This window comes from Streptomyces sp. NPDC016562, from assembly GCF_043076955.1.
GTDB lineage: Bacteria > Actinomycetota > Actinomycetes > Streptomycetales > Streptomycetaceae > Streptomyces.
This window is the reverse complement of the sequence record NZ_JBIBRZ010000002.1, coordinates 1182915-1205550: the sequence shown is the minus strand read 5'-3', so window position 1 is coordinate 1205550 and position 22636 is coordinate 1182915. Positions and strand designations below refer to the sequence as shown.

Annotated in this window: 23 protein-coding genes; 16 read left to right on the top strand and 7 right to left on the bottom strand. The window is 71.6% G+C overall.

Features of this window, described 5'->3' with window-relative positions; all coding sequences use genetic code 11:
• The first annotated feature begins 64 nt into the window (after positions 1-64).
• The gene (locus tag ACF059_RS13050; protein ID WP_392055445.1) at positions 65-1171 is read left to right on the top strand and encodes a glutamate--cysteine ligase; all 1107 of its coding nucleotides are present in this window, start codon (positions 65-67) and stop codon (positions 1169-1171) included.
• A 240-nt stretch (positions 1172-1411) separates the two neighbouring features.
• On the opposite strand, the gene ACF059_RS13045 is transcribed toward ACF059_RS13050, so the two are convergent.
• A complete protein-coding gene (locus ACF059_RS13045; RefSeq protein ID WP_392056673.1) occupies positions 1412-2272 on the bottom strand; it encodes an alpha/beta fold hydrolase in 861 nt (286 codons plus the stop codon).
• A gap of 165 nt (positions 2273-2437) precedes the next feature.
• Between ACF059_RS13045 and ACF059_RS13040 the strand changes: the two genes are divergently transcribed.
• Complete coding sequence (locus ACF059_RS13040; protein ID WP_392055442.1) at positions 2438-2914, top strand: DUF4265 domain-containing protein; 477 nt, start codon at positions 2438-2440, stop codon at positions 2912-2914.
• Between the two features lie 701 nt (positions 2915-3615).
• Positions 3616-4950 carry a hypothetical protein gene (locus ACF059_RS13035; protein ID WP_392055439.1) on the top strand — a complete coding sequence of 445 codons (1335 nt, stop codon included), beginning with the start codon at positions 3616-3618 and terminating at the stop codon, positions 4948-4950.
• Between the two features lie 174 nt (positions 4951-5124).
• Here the strand turns inward: ACF059_RS13035 and ACF059_RS13030 are convergent, their stop codons facing one another.
• Positions 5125-5892: a DeoR/GlpR family DNA-binding transcription regulator gene (locus ACF059_RS13030; RefSeq protein ID WP_392055436.1), complete on the bottom strand. Its 768-nt coding sequence runs from the start codon at positions 5890-5892 to the stop codon at positions 5125-5127.
• A 169-nt stretch (positions 5893-6061) separates the two neighbouring features.
• On the opposite strand from ACF059_RS13030, the gene ACF059_RS13025 reads away from it, so the two are divergent.
• From ACF059_RS13025 to ACF059_RS13015, 3 genes are all read left to right on the top strand, one after another.
• Positions 6062-7288, top strand: a complete 1227-nt coding sequence (locus tag ACF059_RS13025) for an MFS transporter (RefSeq protein ID WP_392055433.1) — start codon at positions 6062-6064, stop codon at positions 7286-7288.
• Between the two features lie 70 nt (positions 7289-7358).
• Positions 7359-7961 (top strand): HAD family hydrolase, encoded by a 603-nt coding sequence (locus tag ACF059_RS13020; RefSeq protein WP_392055430.1) that lies wholly within the window; start codon positions 7359-7361, stop codon positions 7959-7961.
• Complete coding sequence (locus ACF059_RS13015; protein ID WP_392055427.1) at positions 7958-8083, top strand: hypothetical protein; 126 nt, start codon at positions 7958-7960, stop codon at positions 8081-8083. The genes ACF059_RS13020 and ACF059_RS13015 overlap by 4 nt, the downstream gene beginning before the upstream one ends.
• 123 nt (positions 8084-8206) lie before the next feature.
• On the opposite strand, the gene ACF059_RS13010 is transcribed toward ACF059_RS13015, so the two are convergent.
• Positions 8207-8932, bottom strand: a complete 726-nt coding sequence (locus tag ACF059_RS13010) for a DUF4241 domain-containing protein (protein WP_392055424.1) — start codon at positions 8930-8932, stop codon at positions 8207-8209.
• Between the two features lie 300 nt (positions 8933-9232).
• Positions 9233-11746 carry a tetratricopeptide repeat protein gene (locus ACF059_RS13005; protein WP_392055421.1) on the bottom strand — a complete coding sequence of 838 codons (2514 nt, stop codon included), beginning with the start codon at positions 11744-11746 and terminating at the stop codon, positions 9233-9235.
• A gap of 297 nt (positions 11747-12043) precedes the next feature.
• On the opposite strand from ACF059_RS13005, the gene ACF059_RS13000 reads away from it, so the two are divergent.
• A complete protein-coding gene (locus ACF059_RS13000; RefSeq protein WP_392055418.1) occupies positions 12044-13522 on the top strand; it encodes an RICIN domain-containing protein in 1479 nt (492 codons plus the stop codon).
• 209 nt (positions 13523-13731) lie between these two features.
• Positions 13732-14163: an NUDIX hydrolase gene (locus tag ACF059_RS12995; protein WP_392055415.1), complete on the top strand. Its 432-nt coding sequence runs from the start codon at positions 13732-13734 to the stop codon at positions 14161-14163.
• Positions 14164-14280: 117 nt separating this feature from the next.
• On the opposite strand, the gene ACF059_RS12990 is transcribed toward ACF059_RS12995, so the two are convergent.
• Positions 14281-15246 carry a pirin family protein gene (locus ACF059_RS12990; RefSeq protein WP_392055412.1) on the bottom strand — a complete coding sequence of 322 codons (966 nt, stop codon included), beginning with the start codon at positions 15244-15246 and terminating at the stop codon, positions 14281-14283.
• Between the two features lie 134 nt (positions 15247-15380).
• On the opposite strand from ACF059_RS12990, the gene ACF059_RS12985 reads away from it, so the two are divergent.
• From ACF059_RS12985 to ACF059_RS12955, 7 genes are all read left to right on the top strand, one after another.
• A complete protein-coding gene (locus ACF059_RS12985) occupies positions 15381-15761 on the top strand; it encodes a tetratricopeptide repeat protein (protein WP_392055409.1) in 381 nt (126 codons plus the stop codon).
• Positions 15762-15830: 69 nt separating this feature from the next.
• Positions 15831-17024, top strand: a complete 1194-nt coding sequence (locus tag ACF059_RS12980; protein WP_392056670.1) for a methyltransferase — start codon at positions 15831-15833, stop codon at positions 17022-17024.
• A gap of 28 nt (positions 17025-17052) precedes the next feature.
• Positions 17053-17805 carry a MerR family transcriptional regulator gene (locus ACF059_RS12975; protein ID WP_392055406.1) on the top strand — a complete coding sequence of 251 codons (753 nt, stop codon included), beginning with the start codon at positions 17053-17055 and terminating at the stop codon, positions 17803-17805.
• A 107-nt stretch (positions 17806-17912) separates the two neighbouring features.
• Positions 17913-18542 carry a DUF6230 family protein gene (locus ACF059_RS12970; RefSeq protein ID WP_392055403.1) on the top strand — a complete coding sequence of 210 codons (630 nt, stop codon included), beginning with the start codon at positions 17913-17915 and terminating at the stop codon, positions 18540-18542.
• Positions 18533-19015: a DUF6114 domain-containing protein gene (locus tag ACF059_RS12965; RefSeq protein ID WP_392055400.1), complete on the top strand. Its 483-nt coding sequence runs from the start codon at positions 18533-18535 to the stop codon at positions 19013-19015. Before ACF059_RS12970 ends, ACF059_RS12965 begins: the two co-directional genes overlap by 10 nt.
• A complete protein-coding gene (locus tag ACF059_RS12960; RefSeq protein ID WP_392055397.1) occupies positions 19012-19662 on the top strand; it encodes a hypothetical protein in 651 nt (216 codons plus the stop codon). The genes ACF059_RS12965 and ACF059_RS12960 overlap by 4 nt, the downstream gene beginning before the upstream one ends.
• A gap of 152 nt (positions 19663-19814) precedes the next feature.
• The gene (locus tag ACF059_RS12955) at positions 19815-20138 is read left to right on the top strand and encodes a DUF2087 domain-containing protein (protein WP_392055394.1); all 324 of its coding nucleotides are present in this window, start codon (positions 19815-19817) and stop codon (positions 20136-20138) included.
• Here the strand turns inward: ACF059_RS12955 and ACF059_RS12950 are convergent.
• On the bottom strand, positions 20111-20884 hold the full coding sequence (locus ACF059_RS12950) for a metallophosphoesterase (protein ID WP_392055391.1): 774 nt from the start codon (positions 20882-20884) through the stop codon (positions 20111-20113). The genes ACF059_RS12955 and ACF059_RS12950 overlap by 28 nt on opposite strands.
• Before the next feature lie 119 nt (positions 20885-21003).
• Between ACF059_RS12950 and ACF059_RS12945 the strand changes: the two genes are divergently transcribed.
• Positions 21004-21204 carry a DUF5988 family protein gene (locus tag ACF059_RS12945; protein ID WP_366864447.1) on the top strand — a complete coding sequence of 67 codons (201 nt, stop codon included), beginning with the start codon at positions 21004-21006 and terminating at the stop codon, positions 21202-21204.
• 4 nt (positions 21205-21208) lie between these two features.
• On the opposite strand, the gene ACF059_RS12940 is transcribed toward ACF059_RS12945, so the two are convergent.
• The gene (locus tag ACF059_RS12940; RefSeq protein WP_392055388.1) at positions 21209-22636 is read right to left on the bottom strand and encodes a dihydrolipoyl dehydrogenase family protein; all 1428 of its coding nucleotides are present in this window, start codon (positions 22634-22636) and stop codon (positions 21209-21211) included.

Sequence of the window (22636 nt, the reverse complement as noted above, 5' to 3'; positions counted from 1 at the left end):
GGCATGGTCGCCGGAAGGCAGGGCAGACGACGACCATCTGAAAGCACAATCCCCAGGTGGCGGTATGAGAAGTGTGGGTGTGGAAGAGGAACTGCTGTTGGTGGACGAGCGCAGCGGTGAACCGCTGGCCGTCTCCGGAGCGGTTCTGGCGGCGGCGGACCGCCTGGCCTGGCTGCGCCCGGGAGAGGGGGAGCACGCGTTCGAGAAGGAACTGCACAAGGAACAACTGGAGTTCGCCACCAAACCGGTCACCCACATGGGCGAGCTGCACGACGAGATCGTCCGCATCCGCGGGGAGGCCGCGCACCACGCGGCGAGTGCGGGCGCCGTGGTGGCGGCCGTCGCGACCTCGCCGCTGCCGGTACGGCCCTCACTGAGCGCGGGGCCGCGCTACCGGTGGCTGGGAGAGCAGTTCGGCCTGACGGCGCAGGAGCAGCTGACATGCGGCTGCCACGTGCACGTCTCGGTCGAATCGGACGAGGAGGGCGTGGCGGTCCTGGACCGTATCCGACCGTGGCTGGCCGTCTTGACGGCCATCAGCGCGAACTCGCCCTTCTGGCAGGGTGAGGACAGCGGATACGGCAGCTATCGCAGCCGGGTCTGGAACCGCTGGCCGTCCGCCGGGCCGGTCGACGTCTTCGGCTCCGCGGACCGGTACCACGAGCAGGTCCAGGCGATGATCGACACCGGGGTGCTCCGGGACGTGGGCATGATCTACTTCGACGCCCGCCTGTCGGCCAACTACCCGACGGTGGAGGTCAGGGTGGCCGACGTCTGCCTGGACGCCTCCACCCCGGTCCTGCTCGCCGCTCTCGTACGCGGCCTGGTCGAGACCGCGGCCCGCGCGTGGCGCAACGGCGAACCCCCGGCCAGGATCGGCACGAGCCTGCTGCGCCTGGCCAGCTGGCGGGCGGGCCGCTCGGGCCTGGACGGCCCGCTGCTGCATCCCGAGACCATGCGGGAGACGTCAGCCGTGCACGCCGTCGAGGCCCTGTACCAGCACGTACGAGAGGCCCTCGTGGACCACGGCGACGACGAGCGGGTCCGGGAAGCCATCGCCCACCTGCACGAACAGGGCAACGGCGCCCGCATCCAGCGTCGGCTCCACGACAGCGGGGAAACGCTCGCGGCGGTCGCCACCCGGTGCGCGGAGTTGACGATCAAGCCCTGAGCTTGTCTTTTCACCTCTGCCGCTGTCCCGCTCGCCGGGACATGATCAGGCAGCAACTCACCTTCAACGGCCTTCGTCGTGGTCATGTGTGTCCTTGGTCGGAGCACGTGATCAGACGAAGGCCGCCTCAGCGTCCGTCGAACACCCAGGTCAGCGGCCTACTTCGAGGACCGTTTCGACACCGGCCCTGTCGCGGTGCCAGCAGCGTGGGAAGAGGCCGCCGGCAATTCGGTCGAAGCCCTATGAGCCCACCGCGCCCAGCACGAATCGCCGAAGGTGCGCACGCACGGTGGTGGGCTGCTCTAACCAGGGCTCGTGCCCAGCGTCTTCCACGCGGGTCAGCGGGAGACCGAGCCTGAGCGCGAGTGATTCAAGGGCCGACATGGGGCGGGGATCGTCGGCCCCACCGAGAAGCTCGGCCTGCGCGGGCAGGCATGCGCGCAGCTCGGCAAGATGCTCATCGAGCGGGTCCGCGCACCCTGCCTTGCCCAGCTCGCTGTTCATAGCCCAGTTGACGGGGCGACGCCGCCGGGCACCCTGCGCGGCCCAGTGCCACCCCCGTTCAGGATCGGCGTGGTCGGTGAACCAGGCCAGTGTGAGCAGCTCGACTTCCTGCTCCTCTGTGCGGTGCGGCAACTCCTTCAATGCGTGGAGCCGCTCCAGCTGCACTGCGGACATGCGGCGGCCTCGCTCCGCTCGGTCCCCGGTACGCCACTCACCGACGAACGGCCCGCACATCAGAAGCATCGCGGCAACCCGGTCAGGATGCGTCAGGCAGAACCGGCTCGCCAGGTCAGTACCGTAGGAGTGCCCGATCAGCACAGCTCTGGGTACGCCCCATGCGTCAAGCAACTCCACGAGATCGTCGACATGCCGGGCGAAGGAATGGCGCCCCCGCCACGGGGATTGACCCGTGCCCCGCTGGTGGTACCGGTACACAGGGGCGAGGTCCGCGACCATGGGGGCGACATCGCCCAGATAATCCGGCAGCCCCGGACCGCCATGGAGCATGACCACGGCCGGCCGCCGAGTCGGGTCCCCCAGCGCCATCCAACGTAACTGTGCCTCGTCGGTCATCGACGTGAGGCCCTGCGTCTTCATCAAGGTCACCGCGGAGAACCTACCGGTGTCACTGAGGCTCCGCCAAAGGTTGAAGAGCAAGCTCAGCTTGAGCTTAAACCGCCCGCCGTGCCGTGACGGCTGAGGTTGATTTACAGCTCAGACCCGGTGCGAGGCCTCGGTGACGGTCGGCGCATGATGGCCGTCATGGAGAACGTGGGCGAAATGGTCAAGGTCTGGTTCCGGTTCATCCCTCGCGAGGGATGGTTCCCCCAGGACACCGAGGGCCTGTGGGCGACGCCGCTCGGCGATGACACGGCGTGTGTGCAGAACATTCCGTTTCTCCAGAACGGGGTCGCCGAGGGCGATGTAGTGCGATACCAGACCGATGCCGACGGGCTCCACTGGGCTGTCGGGCGGGTCAGTTCGTCCGGCAACTGCACGATCCGTGTGGTGCCTGTGCCCAACGGTCCGCTGGGACGCAGTCCGCAGGCGGTGCATCAGCGCCTTTCAGTGTTCGAGCTCGGAGGCGAGGTCTTCAGCGAGGACTTTCCCATGGTGGCCTTCACCGCACCGGCAGGCGCGGACTTCGCCGGGATCAAGACTCTCCTGGCACAGGGGCAGGCAGAGGGATGGTGGCACTACGAGGTCGGATGTGGCACCGACGAGTGGTGGAGCGCCTGAGCCTGCCGGCTCTCCGATTCGTCGAGGCTTGGTGCCGACCTTGTGATGTGCCGGTCGGGCGTAGGACTCGCCTGTGGCGCGGACGCGTGGACAGCCAGGACGAGCCAGGTCCAGCGGTCGGTCGGAGTCCCGGAGCTTGGCTCGGGTCCAGCCGAGCGTCTGCTTGAGCAGACGGAAGGTGTGCTCCACGTCGGACCTTCGCAGGAAGGCCTGCCAGCATCGGTCAACGTCGTCCGTGGTGGCGCCGGTATCCGACCACCGGAGCCAGACTGGCTTGTTGACCCCGCCGCTGGGCAGTTTCTCGACCGTCAACCTGATCACGGTGCCCTCGATGATGGGCAAGGGGCCGTCGTGAATCACCCCATGCCGCCCGGCGGGTCAGCCGGTGGTGTAGCCGGTCCCAGGCCTGCGCGGTCGCTGTCCCGTGAACGCGAGAGGGCCTGCGTTCGAGTCTGGCCGGAAGGCTCGGCTGGAAAGCGCGCTCTGCGCGGAGGCGCGTGACGGGCAGACTGGCCGGGAATGCACGGGGGAGCGAGCGGAGGGGGCTTCGGGATGGGCATACGGGGGCGCGTGGCGGCGGTGGTCCGGTGACGGAGTATCACATCAAGTACCTGCCACCTGGGACTCTGCCGACCGGGAGTGTGCGGGAAGAGGGTGTCGGCGCCTGGTCCGTGACGGGGGACGGTGTCGTTTCCCGGTCTGTGTCCGGGGGCGGCGTCGCCACCTGGGCGGTGGCCGACGCCGAGCGGTGGCGGAAGGCGGCGGTCCCGGCCGTTCTCGCCCCGGCCGTGGGCGGCTGGGTCCTGGCCGCTCTGGTGGCGGTGGCGTACGTCCTGCTGTGCCGGCTCTCGTCCACCTCCGCGGCCTGGCACAGCGGGCCCGGGGAGGGGACGGACTGGCTGAGGTATCCGGGGCTGATCCTGCTGACAGCCCTGCCGTTCTGGTATCGGTACGTTCCGGTCGCGGCCGTACCGGCGGCCGTGTACGTCGCTGCGGAGGCGGTTCTGGCTCTGACCCGGCCCGACCCCGTCGACCATCCGGCGAGGACCGGATGGCTGGTCGTCCTCGCCGCCGGCGCCGTCGCGTTCACAGGGGGCTGTCTGCGGCTGCGGGCCCGGCGCCGACAGCGGGCCCTGGCCCTCGCCGCCGCGGGAAAGCGCCGCTTCCCGCTGCCCGAAGGCACGCCGGAATCGGACGGCCACCGCGGCCACCAGCACATCTACCTCGGGCTGGCGCTCTGCCTGGTCGCCGCGGCCATCCTCACCGAGGGCCTGTTCGGCGACCTGACCGCGTCCGGCGTCGCCTACGACGCCGTCGGGCAGCAGCGCATCGCTCTGGTGCTCCTGGTGGCCGGTACGACCTTCTACGGCCGGGGCCAGCTCGCCTACCGGGCGGCCCGGCGGTTGCAGGAGGAGCCCCAGCCGGCCCTGGTCGTGGGCGTGCGCGTCGGGGCGAAGGGGCGGCACTGGGTGTGCGCGGACGCCCGTACCCGCTCGGCAGCCCCCCTGATCGCGTACCTTCCCGGCAAGAACGACACCCGAGCCCGGATACGGCTCCTGGGCAGCGGCTCGGCGTACGGCGTGGGCAACGGGCACCACGACATCGACCCTCGGCACGAGCCCTTCGAAGCGGTCTTGTACGGCACCCTCGCGGAGGGCGACGAAGTCGCCCTCGAATACGCCTGCGTCGAATACCACCGCCATCAGGAGATGGGGCGGATGCACGCGACCGTCACCACGACCCCGCTCCGCCCGGACCGCCGCCACGGCCTGGGCCCGTGGGAACCGGCGGACGGCCCCGCCCGACAGCGCGAGCGGCTCCGGGAGGCCCAGGAGGCGGAGGAGCGCTTCCGGGAGAACCAGCGCAGGGCGGAGGAGCGCCGGGCGGAGGAGCGCCGCAGGAACCCCCCGCGCGGCTCGTCGACCCGCAGGAGCGGGAGCGACTCCGGCAACCGCTACAACGGGGGCGGCTGCGGCGGTTCGAGTTGCGCATCGAGCTGCGGCTCCAGTGGCGGATCGGGCTGCGGGGGCGAGTGAGCTTCCCTCCCCCGGCAGCACCCTCGCGGAGTAAGCGGCCGCCGCGGAGGGGGCCCCTGTTCAGTGAATTCGCGAGAGAGGACCGGGGCCCGCCACGCCGGAGGACGCAGGCGTGGAAGGACGCGGGACGTGAAACGAAGACGCCGATCGGCCCCACCCCCGGGGCCGCGCGGCTCAGCCGTCCGCCGGATGGACCACCTCGACCCCCTGGTCACGCAGCGCCTCGACCGCAGGGGAATCGGCAGGGGCGTCCGTGACGACGAGGGCGATCTCCTCCATCGAGCAGATGCGGCCCAGCGCGGTACGGCCGATCTTGTCCGCGGTGGCCACCAGGATCACCCGCTGCGCCGCGGCCACCGCCGCACGCTTCACGTGGACGTCGTCGAGGTTGTAGGCGGTGGCTCCCTGGATCGGGTCGACGCCGCAGCAGCCCAGGACGAACGTGTCGAAGCACAGGTCCTTGAAGGTGTGCACGGGGGCCTCGCCGTAGAAAGACAGCTCCTCGGGCCTCACCTGCCCGCCGGGCATCACCAGGTGGATGCCCGATTGCCCGGAGAGGGCGAAGGCGGCGTGCAGGGAGAGGGGGGTGACCGTGAACTGGCGGCCGGCCATGGCCTCGGCGACGGCCACCGCAGTGGTGCCGGTGTCGAGGGCAACGGTCTCACCGTCGGTGAGCAGGTCCACCACGGCGCGGGCCAGCCGTCCCTTGGCCTGCGCCCCCGACATGGCCCGTACGGCGTAAGGCGGCTCGACGCCACCGGGCAGGCTGCTGACGGCCCCGCCGCGCACCCGACGCAGGGCCCCGCGGGACTCCAGTAGCTCCAGGTCGCGCCGGATGGTCATCTCCGACGTCCCGGTGGCCTGGGCCAGCTCGGCCACGGTCGCGCGGTTCTGCTGCATGAGCAGCCCCACGACGAACTTGTGCCTCTCCATCACGTTCATGTGTCTGCTTTTAGCACAGACAGGGCACCCGAGCGCCGCGATGTTCATTTCCCCCACTGAATCTGTTGAAACGAACATCCTCCATGAGTACTGTGCACAAGGTGGCGTGAACTTCATGCCTCTGTGAACGAGTGAGACGTTCATTCGACTGCGAACGATGAGGAGTGCGATGTCCGCCACCAGTGAGGCCGACCTGCCGGAAGCGCGAAGGCCTCTCCTCACCACCGTCGCGATCGTCGCCTCGTGCGTGGCGTTCGTGGTGATCGGCGCCCTGCAGGCGCTCTACGGCCCGGCGATCCCGGCCCTGCGGGAGGAGTACGGTCTCAGCCCCGCCGTCGCCGGCCTCAGTCTCAGCGCCCACTTCGTCGGGGCCCTGGCGGGGGTGCTGGTCTACCACCTGCTGCGGGGCCGGCTGAACAACCGGGTGCTCCTCGGCGGCTCGTACGTGCTGATGGCCGTCGGCGCAGCCGCCTTCGCCTTCTCGCCCGACTGGACCCTGGCCCTCGCCGGCACGTTCGTCATCGGCCTGGGCTTCGGCGGCATCGACTACGGCCTCAACCAGCTGTTCGCCGTCGGCTTCGGCCGGCGCAGCACCGCCATGCTCAACCTGCTGAACGGCCACTTCGGCGTCGGTGCCATCGCCGGCCCGGCCCTCATCGGCTGGCTCGGCGCGGACCACTACCCGGAGATCTTCCTCGGCATCGGCGTCATCAGCCTGCTGATCCTGCTGACCCTGGGCGGCGTGGCCGCCCGTGAGCCGAAGCCCGCCTCCGCCGAGGACGCCTCGGCGGGCGGCGCCCGAGTGCTCCCGATCATCGCGGTGTTCATCGGCGTCTACGTCCTGCACGTCGCCATCGAGACCGGCGTCGGCGGCTGGGAGCCCACGCACCTCGAAGCCGTCGGGTACGGCGCGGCCACCGCCGCCACCGCGACCTCCGCCTACTGGGCGGCCATGACCATCGGCCGGTTCGTGGTCGCCCCCCTCAGCCTGCGCTGGTCGGCGCCCTCGATCCTGACGGTCTGCTGCGCGGGCATGGCCGGCTTCCTGCTCCTGGCGACGGTGCCGGCCCTCGCCCCGTACGCCTACTTCGGCGTCGGCCTGATGATCGCGCCGATCTTCCCGACCTGCCTGCCCTGGCTGAACCGGGCCGTCCCCGGAGTGGCCGCGGCCGGCGCCTACGTCATCACCGCGTCGATGATCGGCGGCGTGGCCTTCCCGCCCCTGCTGGGCGCCGTCATCGACACGATGGACGTGAAGACGGTGCCGCTGGTGATGTTCGCGCTCGCCGTGCTCTGCGGCCTCTTCAGCCTGTGGCTGCGGCGCAACGCCCCCGATCCCGGCGGGGTGGACCGCCCCAGCGAGAGCGGACGCGCCGACGCCGTCCCCGCCCCCTGACCACGAACCGCCGCACCCCCTTGCCCTGTGAGAAGACGAGGAACACGAGGAACATGAGGAAGTCGCACCCATGAAAGCCGTTCTCTTCGACCTGTTCGGCGTCATCGCCCGGGTCCAGTCGGCCGATTCGCAGGGCGTCCTGGAGCGCACGGCCGGCGGTGACCCGGACCGGTTCTGGGAGGCGTACTGGTCGCAGCGTCCGCCCTACGACCGCGGCGAACTGGCCGGCCCCGCCTACTGGCAGAAGGTCTGCGCCAAGGCGGGCCGCCCGCTCGACGCCCGCCTCACCGAGGACCTGATCGCAGCCGACCTCGCCAGCTGGAGCGAGATCGACCCCCGGATGGTGGAGCTGCTCGGCCTGCTCGACGACCGGGGGCTCGTGCTCGGGCTGCTCTCCAACATCCCCGAGGAACTGGCCGCGCTGTTCGAGGCCACCCAGCCCTGGATGGAGGGGTTCGCGGTCCGCGGCCTCTCCTGCCGGATCGGCAGCGCCAAACCCGAGGCGGCCGCCTACCAGTGGTGCCTCGGCGCCCTCGGCCTGCCCCCGCAGGACGTCCTGTTCGTCGACGATCGGGCCGACAACGTACGGGCGGCCCGCGAACTCGGCATGCAGGGGCACGTGTTCACCTCACCGGAGGGGCTGCGCGCCGTACTGGAGGCCCCGTCGCCGTGACGGCGACAGCGCACCTCTACGCCCTGTGCGCCACCGTGGACGGCTACTTCCCGCCACCGTGCCGGGGCGCCGAGGCCGGCCGGGGCCCGGCCTACGCCTGGAGCGCGCCCACCAGGAGCTGAACGAGGCGGGGCCCGGGACATGGTCGCGGCAATCGCCGAACGCGAACGGAAGCTGGGGCTCCGTGCAGCTGCGGCAGACAGCGAGAGCAGCTGCCGTCGCCGGGAAGCCGTGCTGAATGGTCCTCAGGCCAGGGCTTCCATGCCCATGTGGCCCATGACGACGATGGAGCTGAGCTCTCCGTCTTCTGTACGGCCAAGCCAGGCTACGGAAAGTCCTTCGGTGGCGGAGAAGGTGATGAGGTCTGCGCCCCGGGCCTCATCACGGACCATCTCGAACTCGCCGCCCCCCATGCTCTCGGTGTCGCGGGCCACGAGGGTGCCCGGTGCTGTCCTGCCCTGCTCCCAGAACGTGCGGAACGGCGCTGTCAGCGCGGGCCAGGCTGTTGCGTCGCCGAAGCTGCCCGTGGAGGTGTCCGTGTTGAATCCGACCTCGTCGCCCTGACGAAGACGTTCGATGTCGTCTCCAGTGGCGAGGCCCATCTCCCAGACCGCCACCGTGCCCTCCCGCACGTGCAGGCGCGTCGCGGCTACCTCACGCCCGGAGAAGTGTTCCCCCATGAACTCGTATGGCGCCTCCGTCCATGCCGCATCCACCCCGTACGTACCAGGAGGGATGCGAACGACGAGCTCCCGCGGCTCCCCGTCTTCGTCCTCCCGCCAGGGGGAGTCCACCACGAGCCGGCCGCTGGGCACGCGGATCGACGTCACCCGAGCCACCTCGACCACCTCAACAAAGGTCCGCCGATCATCACTCCGCACCCCCAGCCGCGTGCCCGGCGTGAACACCGCATCGAGATAGGCGCACACCTCCGGCGCCGCCACCAGTCGACCGTCCCCCACGTATGCCACCCTGTGTCCTCACCACGACCCAATCAGAACTCACGACGATAGGCCCCCACTCGGACATCGCATCCCGGCCACCGTTGGACGGGCATGTAGGACCCCGGGCCGGGTTCAGAAAACAGGCACCGCGGCAGGAAGCGGCAGAGGTCGGCCGGCCCTGGCTGACTCAGGCCCGGGTGTGGGCCAGGCTGCACCCTTCGGCTCGCCCGTCGAGCCTGAGGGGCCAGGCTGCCGGCACCGTTACATGAGGCAGCGATCTGCTGGATCGGGATCGTGACCGGGGCCTGCGGGCGGCCGGGGGCCTTGTCACCGAGGCCCGGCGGGGCGGTCGGCGGCGCTGCCACGAGCACGCACGCGACCGGCCGCGGCAGCGGCTTCCAGGGTGCTGAGCTCGGCGGCGGCTTCGAGCTGCCGCGGGTGGTTCAGGCGGACCAGGGCCTCATGGGCGGCCGTCAGGGATTGCCGGGCCTCATCGTGACGGCCGAGGTGTCGCAGGACGACGCCCAGCTCGAGCCGGGCGGTCTCGCTCCAGAAGGACACCGGGTTCACCGCGCGAAGGCTCAGCACCTCACGCAGCGGCGCCTCCGCCTCGCTCCACCGGCCGAGCGCGGCCAGGTCGTTGCCGATGCACTGGCTGACCAGGGACAGGTACGCACGGCTCACTACGGTCGGCCGCCCCGGGATGCCCGCCCGGCAGAGCGCCTCGCTGCGGCGGTGGATGGCCAGTGCTTCCTCGGGCCGGCCGTCCATGCGCAGGACCTGGCCCAGCGCGTTCAGGGCGGTGAGTTCGGCCAGCCTGCTCTCGTCGCAAGACAGTCCGGCGAACCGGGCGACCGACGCCCTCAGCCGGGCGACGGCCTCCCCGAGCCGGCCGAGCCGCTGGAGCGCCCCTGCGCCGTATCCCAGGGCCCAGCCCACCTGGAGCTCGTCGCCCGCCTCCAGGGCCGCCTCCAGAGCGGCGTCCGCGGCGGCCAGCGCTCCGGCGTAGTCGAAGACGCACATGTTTCGGGCCCAGGCCAGGTAGTTCATCTGCACGGCCACCTCGCGGGTGCTGCCGAGCGCCCGGGCGGAGTCGGCGGCCCGCAGGAACACCTCGGCCCACAGCTCCCAGTCCATGGTGGCGTCGGAGAACCAGTGCATCGCCTCTGCCGCATCGACGACCTGCCGGTGGCGGCCGGTCGACTGGGCGTGGCGCAGGGCCCCGAGCCACTGAGCCCGTTCCTCCTCCAGCCAGGCCCGGGCCCGGTCGCTGCCGACCGGCGCGGTGGCCGGGTCGGGATCCCCTTCCGCGTCACCTTGGGCTGCGGCCGACCCGTACTCCGCCTCGAAGTGCAGGGCGGCGGCGGTGGCCCGGCGGAGCGTCCAGCGGGCGGCCCGGTCCTCGGAGGCGGCGATCTCCTCCGGCCCGTCCTCCTCGGCCAACTGCTCGGCCGCGAACAGGCGCAGGAGGTCGTGGTAGCGGTAGCGGTCAGCGGTGGGGTGGGACTGGAGGAGGCCGGCGTCGACCAGGTCCTCGGCACACCGGGCGGCAGTGCGGGCGGGCAGGTCGGCCAACAGGGCGGCGGTCTGGGGGCTGAAGTCGGGGCCGCCGGCCAGGCAGGAGCGTCGGAAGACGGTCCGTGCCTGCGGGCTCAGCTGCCGGTAGGAGAGGGCGAAGGCGGCCCGGACCTCGAGCGAGCCGGCCTTCAGGGCGTCGAGCCGACCGCCTTGTTCGGCAAGCTGGGTGGCGAGTTTGCCGATGTGCTCGGTGGGGCGGGCGGCGAGGCGTTGTCCGGCGATGCGGACGGCCAGGGGGAGATGGCCGCAGAGTTCGGCGAGGTCGCGCGCGGCTTGGGCTTCTTGTGTGACCCGGTGCGGGCCGATGATGCGGGTGAGGAGTTCGACGGCTTCTTCGCGCCGGAGCAGGGCGAGTTCGGCGCGGTGGACCGCTTCGAGGCCGGCGAGGGCGTGGCGGCTGGTGACGAGGGTGAGGGATGCGCCCTCCCCGGGCAGCAGGGGCCGTACCTGGTTCTCGTCCGCGGCGTTGTCCAGGAGGAGCAGGACGCGGCGGTCGCGCAGGAGGGAGCGAAGGAGGCCGCTGCGGTCGTCGGTGCCGGCGGGTACGTCGGTGGCGCCGAGGGCGCGCAGCAGGCGGGCGAGGGCGTCGCGGGGCGGGGTCGGTCTCTGATCCATGCCGCGCAGGTCGAGGTAGAACTGGCCGTCGGGGAAGAGGGGTACCAGGGTGTGGGCGGCGTGCACGGCGAAGGCGGTCTTGCCCAGGCCGGGCTGCCCGCAGACGACCGCCACCTGCGGCCGGTCGGGGCCGGACTGCTCGGCCAGGGCCGTCAGCCGCGCCAGGGCGGGCCCGCGCGCAGTGAAGTCGCGCAGGTCACGCGGAAGCGCGAGGGTGTGGCGGACGGAGGGGCCCGGGGCGGCAGCGCCCGCCGGGCCGGCGCACCCGGGCGGCCCGGTCGCCGGCTTCCCACCGGCGTCCGCCGGGGGGCGGCCGGTGTCCGCCGGGGGACCTGCGTCCGCCGGGGGGCCGGTGTCCGCGTACGAGCCGGCCGCCGCCTCACCCGCGGCCTGGCGCGCGCGGGGCCGTCCCCGGCTGGCGTCCCGCTCCAGTGCCTCGGTGCCGGTCGCGTCCAGCCCCAGCGCCGCGGCCAGAGCAGCGACGGTGCGCCGCTGCGGCCCCCGCGACCGGCCGCGCTCCATGTCCGACAGGGCCCGCACGCTCACCCCTGCGGCGTGCGCCAGTTCCTCCTGGGTCTGCCCGGCGTCCGTGCGCAGGCGGAGCAGGTGCTCGCCGAATCCACCGGTGGCCGGTGCGTCCGTCCCCATACCCGCTCGTCCCCCGGTGCCGCGCGGACCGGCCGGTCCGCCGGTCCTTTGCTCCAGCAGAAGTATGCCGGACCGTACTTCTGCCGGTGGAACTGCCTGGTCCGGATCGGCCGGCCGCGGTTGGCTGGGGCGACCCCGGGGGGAGCCCGACCAGCCCCGCCGGTGGCCGGCCCGTCGCCGCTCCGCCCGCGCTCTCGTGTGCGGCTGCGCACCGGGCCCGGAGCATCTTCGTACACCCGGTCGCCGCCGTACCGTGACCGCGGTCGCCGGCGGCTGCTTCTACCAGGGGAATCACACATGAGATCCAGTGGTACCGCGTCCCGTCCGGGCACCGACCGCCGTGCTCGCCTGCTGCGCCTGCTCGCCCTGCCCGCGCTCGCGCTCCTCGTCCTGGCCTCGGCGCTGACGGCTCCCACAGGGGCGGTGGCGGCGAGCAGCAAGTACGGGAACGCGCGCTATCACCAGTGGTCGTTCGTGACCTCGCACAACGCCTACGCCGACGACGACACGCAGTGGCCCGTGCCGCCGAACCAGTCGCAGAGCATCAAGGAGCAGCTCGAGGGCGGCGTGCGGGGCCTGATGCTCGACACGTACGACTCCCGGGGCACCGGGCCCGTGCAGATGTGCCACGGCACCAGCCCCGATGTGCGCGTGTGCTACGACGATTTCAAGACAGGCCTCCTGACCGTCGTGAACTTCCTGCAGAAGAACCCGCAGGAAGTGGTGACCCTGTTCCTGGAGAACTACGCCAGCAAGGAGACGGTGAGCAAGACGATCACCGACATGCTGGAAGCCAAGGGCGCCGGCAAGATGCTCTTCAACCAGAACGACTGGGGCATCTTCAGCAACAACTGGCCGAAGCTGAGAGAAATGGTCTCCGCCAACCAGCGCCTGGTCATCTTCCAGGACAGCTGGGGCGACACGGCCGCCGGCTCCGGCACGCTGATGAACACCTGGTCGCACACCGTGGAGAACCGGTACAGCTACGGCCAAGGGCAGCCGTCGGGCTGTGAGTCGCGGAACGGCAATGCGCTGAACACGAACCCGATGCCGGGCACGACCGGCCTCACCCCTCTGTTCACCATGAACCAGTTCAGCTCGGACAACCTCGACCCGAAGGCTTACGCCAAGATCGACAACGGCGCCCAGCTCAAGAGCCGCATCGAAAAGTCATGTCGGCCCGCCGCAGGCGGCCGCAACCCGAACTTCGTCGCAGTGGACCACTACCAGATCTCCGACAAGTCGGGCCTCACGCCCGTGTCGGTGGTCGACGAACTCAACCGCGACAACTACGTCTTCGAGCCCCACCCGGCGGTGTGGACCGTCAACGACGCAAAGCAGTACGTCAGCACCTACGGCACCAACCGCTGCATGGTGCGCGGCGACGAGTTCCCCGACGGCTCCGGCGGCCTCGTCACGCAGCGGGCCTGTGCGAACCCGGCGCCCAGCAGCCACCAGTGGACGGCCACCAAGCCGAACTACGACGGCAAGGGCCACTACTGGATCAAGGCGGGCAACGGCTCCTGCCTGACCGTTCCGTACAACAACGGGACTCCGCCCGGCGATGGCACGCAGCTCTTCTGGTGGCCCTGCGAGACCAAGTGGTTCTCCGGCAGCCAGCTGTGGAACGTCATGCCGACCAACACCGACAGCAACGGCCAGTCGCACGGCTACTACTTCATCAACCAGTGGACAGGCAAGTGCCTGACCCTGGACCCCGGCACGTCGACGGCCAAGGCCGGCAAGGTCACCCAGGCCGCCTGCCCCAAGCGCTGACGGGGACCGGCGCACGACCGGACGGCCCGGTCCGGCACCGCAAAGATGCGGCGCCGGACCGGGCCGTTCCCCGCCGCACCGCCGCGGCAGACCCCGCGCGCCCTCCCCGGCCACGGCCCGGATCCGCTGCGCCATCCTGGTGACATGGCAACCCTCCCGAAGGCTCCATACCCCTCTTGCACTCCTCGCCCCCAACGGCGGCGGACGCCGTGAGTGACCGAGAGACGTCGCTGAATGGCCATGCTCGACCTGAGCGTCGGATTGCCGGGGCCGTTGTGGTTCATGAGGGTCAAGTACTGCTCATACGGCGCCGAGTTGCAGAGGGCCTGCTCTCATGGCAGTTCCCGGCGGGCAAAGTAGAACCGGGCGAGTCCTGCGAGGAGGCCGCCATCCGCGAGACGAGGGAGGAGGCCGGCCTGGACGTGGTCGCCGTTGTCCTGCTGGGCGAGCGGGTCCATCCGATCACCGGTCGGCAAGTGTCGTACACGGCCTGTGAGGTGGTCGGCGGGACCGCGCATGTGGCGGACGCTGATGAAGTCGCTGAGATCGCGTGGGTGACCCTGTCTGAGATTCCGCGGTACATCCCGTACGGACTCTTCAAGCCGGTCCAGCGCCACCTGGACGTCGTCCTTCGATCTTGACCACGGCTACCAGGACGAGAATGCCTAGCCGCCCCGCAGCAGCCTTCCCTGCGAAACCAAAACCGGAGGGCTGGGCGCGAGCACCGCATCCGGCCCTCGTCCACACAAACCGGCAGGTCAGCGCACCCTTCCCCGGGGCTTCAGATGGGTTGGAGGCAGCTCCGGGGCCGGAAGCGGAGAGCCGTCGTAGCCCTTCACCTCGCCGAAGCGCGAGCCGTTCATCCAGTCCTCGCGGGCCTGTGCGATGTCCTCGTGGGAGCGGCCGATCCAGTTCCAGAACATGACGATCTCCTCCTCGAACGGCTCACCGCCCAGCAGCATCAGGCCGGCGTCCGAGACCCCGCGCAGCGGGAGTTCCGTGCGGCCGCAGCCCAGGTAGAGCATCGAGCCGGGGAGGACCGGGACGCCGTCGACGTGGGCCTCGCCCGACATCGACAGGACCGCGTACTCGAAGTCCGGGTCGAGCGGGAGGCGGGTCTCGGTGCCGGCCGCCAGGGCGAGGTCCGCGCCCACGATCGGGGTGTACGCCGCGCCGGGCGAGGTCGCCGTGTCCAGGGTGCCCAGGATGACCGTCGCGTCCAGGCCCGGGGCCGTCACCCGGGGAAGCTCGGCGTGGTGCTGGAAGTGCGGTTCCACGTCGCGGTGGGCGTCCGGCAGGGCCACCCACAGCTGGGCGCCGTGCAGGAGGCGGGCGTGCGGGCGCGGGCTCTCCTCGGAGTGGCTGATGCCGCGGCCGGAGGTCATCAGGCCGAGCTCGCGCGGGCGGATCGTGGCGAGGCTGCCGACGCTGTCGCGGTGCAGTACCTCGCCGTCGTGCAGCCAGCTCACCGTCTGGAGCCCCGAGTGCGGATGCGGCGGGACCTGCATGCCGGGCTCGTCGGCGATGTCGTCCGGGCCGTAGTGGTCCACGAAGCACCAGGCGCCCACCATGCGGCGGCCCAGGTTCGGCAGGAGTCTGCGGACCTCGGTGGACTCCCCGAGCTTGACCGTGCGCGGGCTGAGGAGCTCGCGCACCGGTTCGGCGACGACGAAACCGCGGCCGCCGCAGGCGGAGAGAGCGGGCTGGCGATCGAGATTGCTCATGCGGACAACCTAGCCCCGACGGGGCGTCCGCGTTGAGTCGAATCTTTGAGTGGAATGTTGCACCGCGCAGTGGTGTTGGAGGCAGCGAGGAACCACCTGACCGGCGAAGGGATGTCGTGGACATGAGGGGCCCGATGGATGCCACCGACCCGCGCGATGCCGTGGACGCCCGAGAGGCGGCTTACGTCTCGCACGGCACCGCGGCCGAGCGCTGGGCGCGTGCCCAGCTCTTCTTCGAGGCGAAGGAGTACGTGACGGCCGCCCGCATCCTGGACGCGCTGGCGGCCGAGGCGCCCGAGCAGCTCGCGCCCCGACTGCTGCTCGCCCGTGCCTACTACCACTCCGCCCGGCTCTCCCGCGCCGAGCACGAGCTCCGCGCCATCCTGGAGCGCTGGCCGGTGGAGGACTACGCGCAGCTGATGCTCGGTCGCACCCTGGAGCGACTGGGCCGGGCCGGCGAGGCCCGCCGCTACCTGCGGACGGCCGCCGCCATGGCGGGCGAGTTTCCCGAGTAGCGCGCCCCGGCCCCGTGCGATGCGGGGTCGGGCGGCCTCCTCCGATAGCCTGGGTCCCATATGAACCGTCTGACCACACCCTTCGGCTCCTACGAGCTCTCCCGCTTCCCCGAGGACCCGCGCGACCGGCTCCAGGCCTGGGACGCCGCCGACGAGTACCTGCTGCGCCACCTGGACTCCGGTACCGGGGAGCGCGGCCCGGTGGATCTGGCCTCCGCCGGCCAGATCACCGTCCTCGGAGACCGCTGGGGGACGCTGACGACGGCGCTCGCCGCGTACCGCCCGACGCAGATCACCGACTCCGCCCTCTCCCGTTCGGCCACCGCCGCGAACCTCGACCGGGCCGGGATCGGCACGTCCAAGTCGACGGTGACGCTGCTCACCACGCAGGACCCGCCGCCCGAGCGGATCGACGTCCTGCTGGTGCGCGTGCCCAAGAGCCTGGCGCTGCTGGAGGACCAGCTGTACCGGCTGGCTCCGCACGTGCACGCGGGCACCGTCGTCGTCGGCGCCGGCATGGTCAAGGAGATCCACACCTCCACGCTGCGGCTGTTCGAGAAGATCCTCGGGCCGACGAAGACCTCGCTCGCGGAGAAGAAGGCCCGGCTGATCTTCTGTACACCGGGCACGCCGGGGGCGGCCCGCCCCACCGCACCGGGCCCGTGGCCGCTGACGTACACGGTGGACGAGGACGCCGGGTCGGCCTCCGGCCTGACCGTCGTCAACCACGCGGGGATCTTCTGCGCCGACCGGCTCGACGTCGGTACGCGCTTCTTCCTGAAGAACCTGCCGACCAACACCGACGGGGCCCGGGTCGTGGACCTGGGCTGCGGCAACGGTGTCGTCGGTACGGCGGTGCAGGTGCACGACCCGGACGCCGAGGTCGTCTTCACGGACGAGTCGTACCAGGCGCTCGCGTCGGCGCGGGCCACGTACGCGGCGAACATCCGCCAGGGACGGCGGACCGCCGAGTTCTTCGTCGGGGACGGGGTGGCGATGCTGGCCCCGGGCTCCGTGGACCTGGTGCTGAGCAACCCGCCGTTCCACTCCCACCAGGCCACGACGGACGCCACGGCGCTGCGGATGTTCGCGCAGTCGCGCAAGGTGCTGCGGCCCGGCGGCGAGCTGTGGATCGTCGCCAACCGGCACATGGGCTACCACACGCACCTGCGCCGGCTCTTCGGCAACAGCGAAGTCGTGGCGAGCGAGCCGAAGTTCGTCGTCCTGCGGGCGGTCAAGCAGGATCGTCCGCGACCTATGTGACCTGCCAGTACGTCCTACACTCTGCCGCGTGAGCAGCGAGGTGGGGGACGGGAGCGGTGGCGAGCGCTACCGCCGGGAGGACGTGGCCCGGGCGGCCGGCGTCAAGGTGCGCAACCTGCGCTACTACCAGGAGCGCGGGCTGCTGCCGCCGCCGCGCCGGGAGGGCCGGATCGCCTGGTACTCCGACGACCACCTGACCCGGTTGCGCCTGATCAGCGATCTGCTGGGCCGCGGCTACACGGTCAACGGCATCGCCGAGCTGCTGCGCGCGTGGGAGGAGGGCGGCGGCCTGTCCCGGCTGCTGGGCCTGGAACGGGAGATGACCCGGGACTGGGTGCAGGAGGAGCCGGTGACGATGACCCGCGCCGAGCTGCGGCAGCTGTTCGGCCCCACGGCCACCGCCCAGGACACCCGGCGGGCGGCGGAGCTGGGGTACGTGACGATCGAGGGGGACCGGGTCACGCACCCGAGTCCCCGGCTGCTGCACGCGACGCTCACGCTGGTGCGGCAGGGAGTCCCGCTGGCGGAGATCCTGGACGCGGGCGAGTTCGTACAGGCGCAGGCGGCGGCGCTCGCGGACCGGTTCGTCGGGTTGTTCCGGCGCCATGTGATCGGTGTCGAGGGGCTGGAGCAGCTTTCGGCCACCCAACTCCAGCACATCACCTCTGCGGTGGCGGCCCTGCGGCCGGTGGCCGGCGAGGTCGTGACCACCGAGTTCGCGCGGGCGATGGCCCGGCGGGTGGAGGCGGAAGTCGGCGAACTGCTACGTACGGAGCAGTAGGAGTCGGCTCAAAGGGTGCACTCGCACAACCTTGCCAACCGCCATTGGCACTCTTACATTCAACTCGTCGGTAACAACGGTGCACAGCCGATATTAGGGACGACCTCATGACCGGTTCCCCTCACTTATCCGACGTTCCCAGCGGCTCCGGCCGCGTCCGCTGGCGGCGCTTCGCCGTCCTGACCGTCCCCGCCGTCGCCGTGACCGCCGGCCTCGGAATCGCCCTCGCGCAGGGCGCGTTGGCCGCCTCCTTCGCGGTGTCGGGGCAACAGTTCAAGGTGTCGGCGAGCAGCCTGGAGGGCGAGGGCTTCGCCCAGTACGGCAGCGTCGACGTCAACGCCCGGGGTGAACTCATCCCGGTGGCGGTCACCGCCATCAGGGAGGCCAAGCTCCACAGTCTCTGCCAGTCGGTGGTCACCTCGCTCCCGGTGGTCGGCGACATCTCGCTCAATCTGACCGCAGGTCAGAAAGCGCCGGTGGAGGCGAGCAACCTGTTCGTCGACGCCACTCAGCTCTCCGGCGACGCCGTCTTCAGCAACATCGAGATCGGGCGCGACGCCTCCACCCTCGACAAGGGGCCGGCGGACGCGCAGGGCATGCAGGACCTCTTCGCCCAGCAGGCGGACACGGTCCGGATCACCGGCCTCCAGCAGACGGCGTGGGCGACCAACGCCGGCACCTTCAAGCTGTCCGGGCTGAGCATGAACGTCAGCAAGGGCAAGAAGGAATGCTTCTGAGCCGCTCGCGGTGGCGGCGGTGGCGGCGCAGCAGACCGTTCTGGGGCGGGCTGTTCGCGGTCCTGGCCGGAGCGTGGATCTGCGTCCTGCCGCTGGCACCACTGAAGATCATGCTCCAGCAGGGCGTGGCGGGCATCCCGTCCGTCCTGATGGGCCTGGTGATGATCGTGCTCGGCCTCACCGCCTGGTTCGCTCCCCCACAGCGCGCCCTGGCGGGTGTCCTCACCACGCTGATCGCCACCGCCGCCCTGGTGCTCTCCAATCTGGGCGGCTTCCTGATCGGCACCCTGCTCGGCATTCTCGGCGGCGGCCTGATGTTCGCGTGGCAGCCGTACGCCGTTTCCGCCTCCGATTCCGCCGCCGGTCCCCCAGCCGGTCAGCCCGACTCCGCTCCCCCCGTCACGGTCCCGACTTCCGCTCGCCCCACCGATCCCCCCACCCCGCACTCCGATCCCCAAGGAGCACAGCCATGAGCCGCACGCGCACCGCGCTCGCCCTCGGGATGGCCGTCGCCGCAGCCGTGGCGGCGGCCTCGGCCACCGCCACCGCCACTCCCCTGCCGCTGGCCGGGTCGACCACCGTCACCCCGGCCGGGCACGGCTTCCAGGCCACCCTCAGCGGCAAGGCCACCCTCAAGGCCGGTTCGGTGACGGTGACTTGTACGGTCTCCGTCGCCACCGGCACCGTGCCGGCCGCCCCCGGCAACACCAACCCCGCCGGTCCGGTGTCCTCGCCGATCTCGGCGCCCACCTACAGCTCCTGCACCTCCAGCATGCCGGGGGTGACCCCCACGGTCACCACCAGCGGAGCCTGGGCGGTGTCGATGCAGAACGGCTCCCCCGTCACGGCGACCATGACGGTGCCGGTCGGCGGGCTGGTGGTCAAGACGACCGGGCTCGCCACGTGCACGGTCACCGCGGCGCCCACGGCCGCGGCGAGCGTGGGCGGCAGCTGGACCAACGGCGCCCCGTCCACCCTGACGTTCACCAACGCCTCGGTGCCGGTCACGGTCACCGGTGGCTTCGGCTGCCCGACGAGCGCGACCTCGTCCACCTTCAACGCGGTCTACAGGGTCGGCGACACCACCGACCCGGCGCAGCAGATCACCGTCGGCCCCTGAGCCGAACAGCGGTCGCGGCCCGCTGCCCCGGACACCCCACGGGACAGCGGGCCCTTCGCGCGGGCGTCCCGAGGGCGTCCCGTGGGACCTCCGTCAGAGCTCCGTGGGAAATTCCGTTGCCCCCCGGCCCCGGACGGGTCAAGCTCGCCGACATGTCACAAAGCACCGACGCCCCTCAGCCCCCCGCACCTCAGTCCCCCGCACCGCGCCCGGCCCGCAGGGACGTCCAGGACCTGTTCTCCGGCGGGCGTCTCATCGCCATTCCGCGCAAGGCCGCCCGCCGCGAGCAACTGCTCGTGCACCTCGCCGAGACCCTCTTCGCGGTGGACCGGGAGTACACCGAACCCGAGGTGAACGACGCGCTGCGCACCGTGCACGAGGACTGCTCGGCGCTGCGCCGCTACCTGATCACCGCGGGCCTGCTCACGCGGACCCGCGACGGAAGCAGCTACCGGCGGTCCACGACCACCCGGTAATGGGTCGTCAGCCGCCCGTCGTCGGCCAGCACATGGAAGGCGACGGCCGGCGGCTCGTCGAGGTGGACGTGCGGGGAGGACCCCGAGGGGCTCTCCCACGGCAGCCGGAGGGTCGAGACCACGCCGGGCGCGACCAGGACCGGCCGTCCCGCGAAGGTGGTGGCGGCCGCGGTGTGCGCGTGCCCGCACAGGAACGCGGTCAGGTGCGGGTGCCGTTCGGCCAGCTCCGCGAGCCGCTCCTCGCCGAACTGGCGGATCTCGTCGACGTACGGGGTCTGCAGCGCGACGGGCGGGTGGTGGAAGGCGACCAGCACCGCGGTGTCCCGCGGCGTGTCGGTCAGTACGCCGTCCAGCCAGGCCAGGGTGGACTCCTCCAGCCGGCCGTGGTGCGCCCCGGGCACGGAGGAGTCACAGACCGCGAGCACGAACCCGTCACCGCGCACGACCTGGTCGACCGGTGCCACGGCCGCCGGCCCCTCCCCCGATTCCCCCAACAGGCCCTGCCGGAAGGCGGCGCGCTCGTCGTGGTTGCCGGGGCAGACGACCAGGGGGTGCCGCGAGCGCAGCAACGTGGCGGCCTGCTCGTACTCGTGGGCGGCGGCGTGGTCGGCTATGTCCCCGCTCACGAGCACTGCGTCGAGGTCGTACGGCAGCGCATCGAGGTACTCCATGACGATGCGGGTCCGGTCGGCCGCGCGCCGGCCGCCGTCGAGATGGATGTCGCTGAGGTGGGCGATCACGATCACGTGCGGTGTCTCCTTGATCTCTGGTCGAGGATCTCTGGTCGAGTCCCCCGCGGCGCGGGGGTACGCCCGGCGGCGCGCCTCGTGATGCGGGCCGTGCCGGGGGTGGGAAGACTGGGGTCATGGCGAACAAGGCACTGCTTGAGGGCGGCCCGGACGATCTGCCGGAGCGGGTCGTCCCGGTCGGCTCTCCCGGAGAAGACCTGAAGATCCCGCACCGCGGCGGATACGAGCACTTCAAGGCCACCTCGCGCCACCAGAACAGCCCGGAGGGCCCCCTGCCCGTCTACGAGTGGTGGGAGCGCACCGAGATCGCCGAGTGACGGCTCACCCGCGGTAGGCCTCCAGCAGCCGCAGCCAGACCTCGCTGATCGTCGGGAAGGACGGCACGGCGTGCCACAGCCGCGCGATCGGCACCTCCCCCGCGACCGCGATGGTGGCCGCGTGGATCAGCTCGGCCGCTCCCGGGCCGACGAAGGTGACCCCGAGCAGGACCTCGCGGTCGAGGTCGACGACCATCCGGGCCTGCCCGCGGTAGCCGTCGGCGTACAGTCCGGCGCCGGAGACCTTGGACAGGTCGTAGTCGACGGCGCGCACGCGGTGGCCGGCCCCTTCGGCCTCGGCCAGGGTCAGGCCCACGGCGGCGGCCTCGGGGTCGGTGAAGACCGCCTGCGGAAGGGCGTGGGTGTCCGCGGTCGCCGCGTGGGCGCCCCACGGGCCGGTCTCCAGCGGGGTGCCGGCCGCGCGGGCGGCGATGGCGGCGCCCGCGATCCGGGCCTGGTACTTGCCCTGGTGGGTGAGGAGCGCGCGGTGGTTGACGTCCCCGACAGCGTACAGCCAGTCGTGCCCGGGCACCCGGCAGGTGTCGTCGACCCCGATCCACTCCCCGGCGGGCAGGCCGACGGTGTCCAGCCCGATGTCCTCGGTCCGCGGTGCGCGGCCCGTCGCCATCAGCAGTTCGTCGCCCTCCAGGATCTCGCCGCCCGCGAGCACCACCTGGACGGGGCCGGTGGAGCCGTCCCGTACGACGGCCTCGACGCTCACTCCCGTACGGACGACCGCGCCGGCCGCGCGCAGCGCCTCGGCGACCAGTTCTCCGGCGAAGGGCTCCATCCGGGGCAGCAGCCGTGAGCCGCGTACGAGGACGGTGACCTGCGAGCCTAGTGCCTGCCAGGCGGTGGCCATCTCGGCGGCCACCACCGACCCGCCCACGATCAGCAGCCGGCCGGGGGCCTGCTGCGCCGAGGTCGCCTCGCGGCTGGTCCAGGGGCGGGCCCCGGCGATGCCGGGCAGGTCGGGGATCACGGCCCGGGTGCCGGTGGCGACGACCACCGCGTGCCGGGCCGACAGCACGTGGTGCTCGCCCTCGGGGCTGGTGACGGCGATCTTGCGGACCCCGTAGAGCCGGCCGTGGCCGCGGTAGACGTGGGCGCCGGTGGAGTCGAGCCAGTCGATCTGGCCCTGGTCCTTCCAGTCGCCGACCCAGTAGTCGCGGTGCGCGAACACCGCCGCGTCGTCCAGGGGGCCGCCGACGGCCCCCGCCAGGCCCGGCACGCGGCGGGCATCGGCCCGCGCCAGCACCGGGCGCAGCAGCGCCTTGCTCGGGATGCAGGCCCAGTACGAGCACTCGCCGCCGACCAGTTCACTCTCCACCAGCGCCGTGCTCAGCCCGGCGGCGCGGGTCCGGTCGACGATGTTCTCGCCGGCCGGCCCCCCGCCGAGCACCACGACGTCGTACTCCACGGCTTCAGTCAT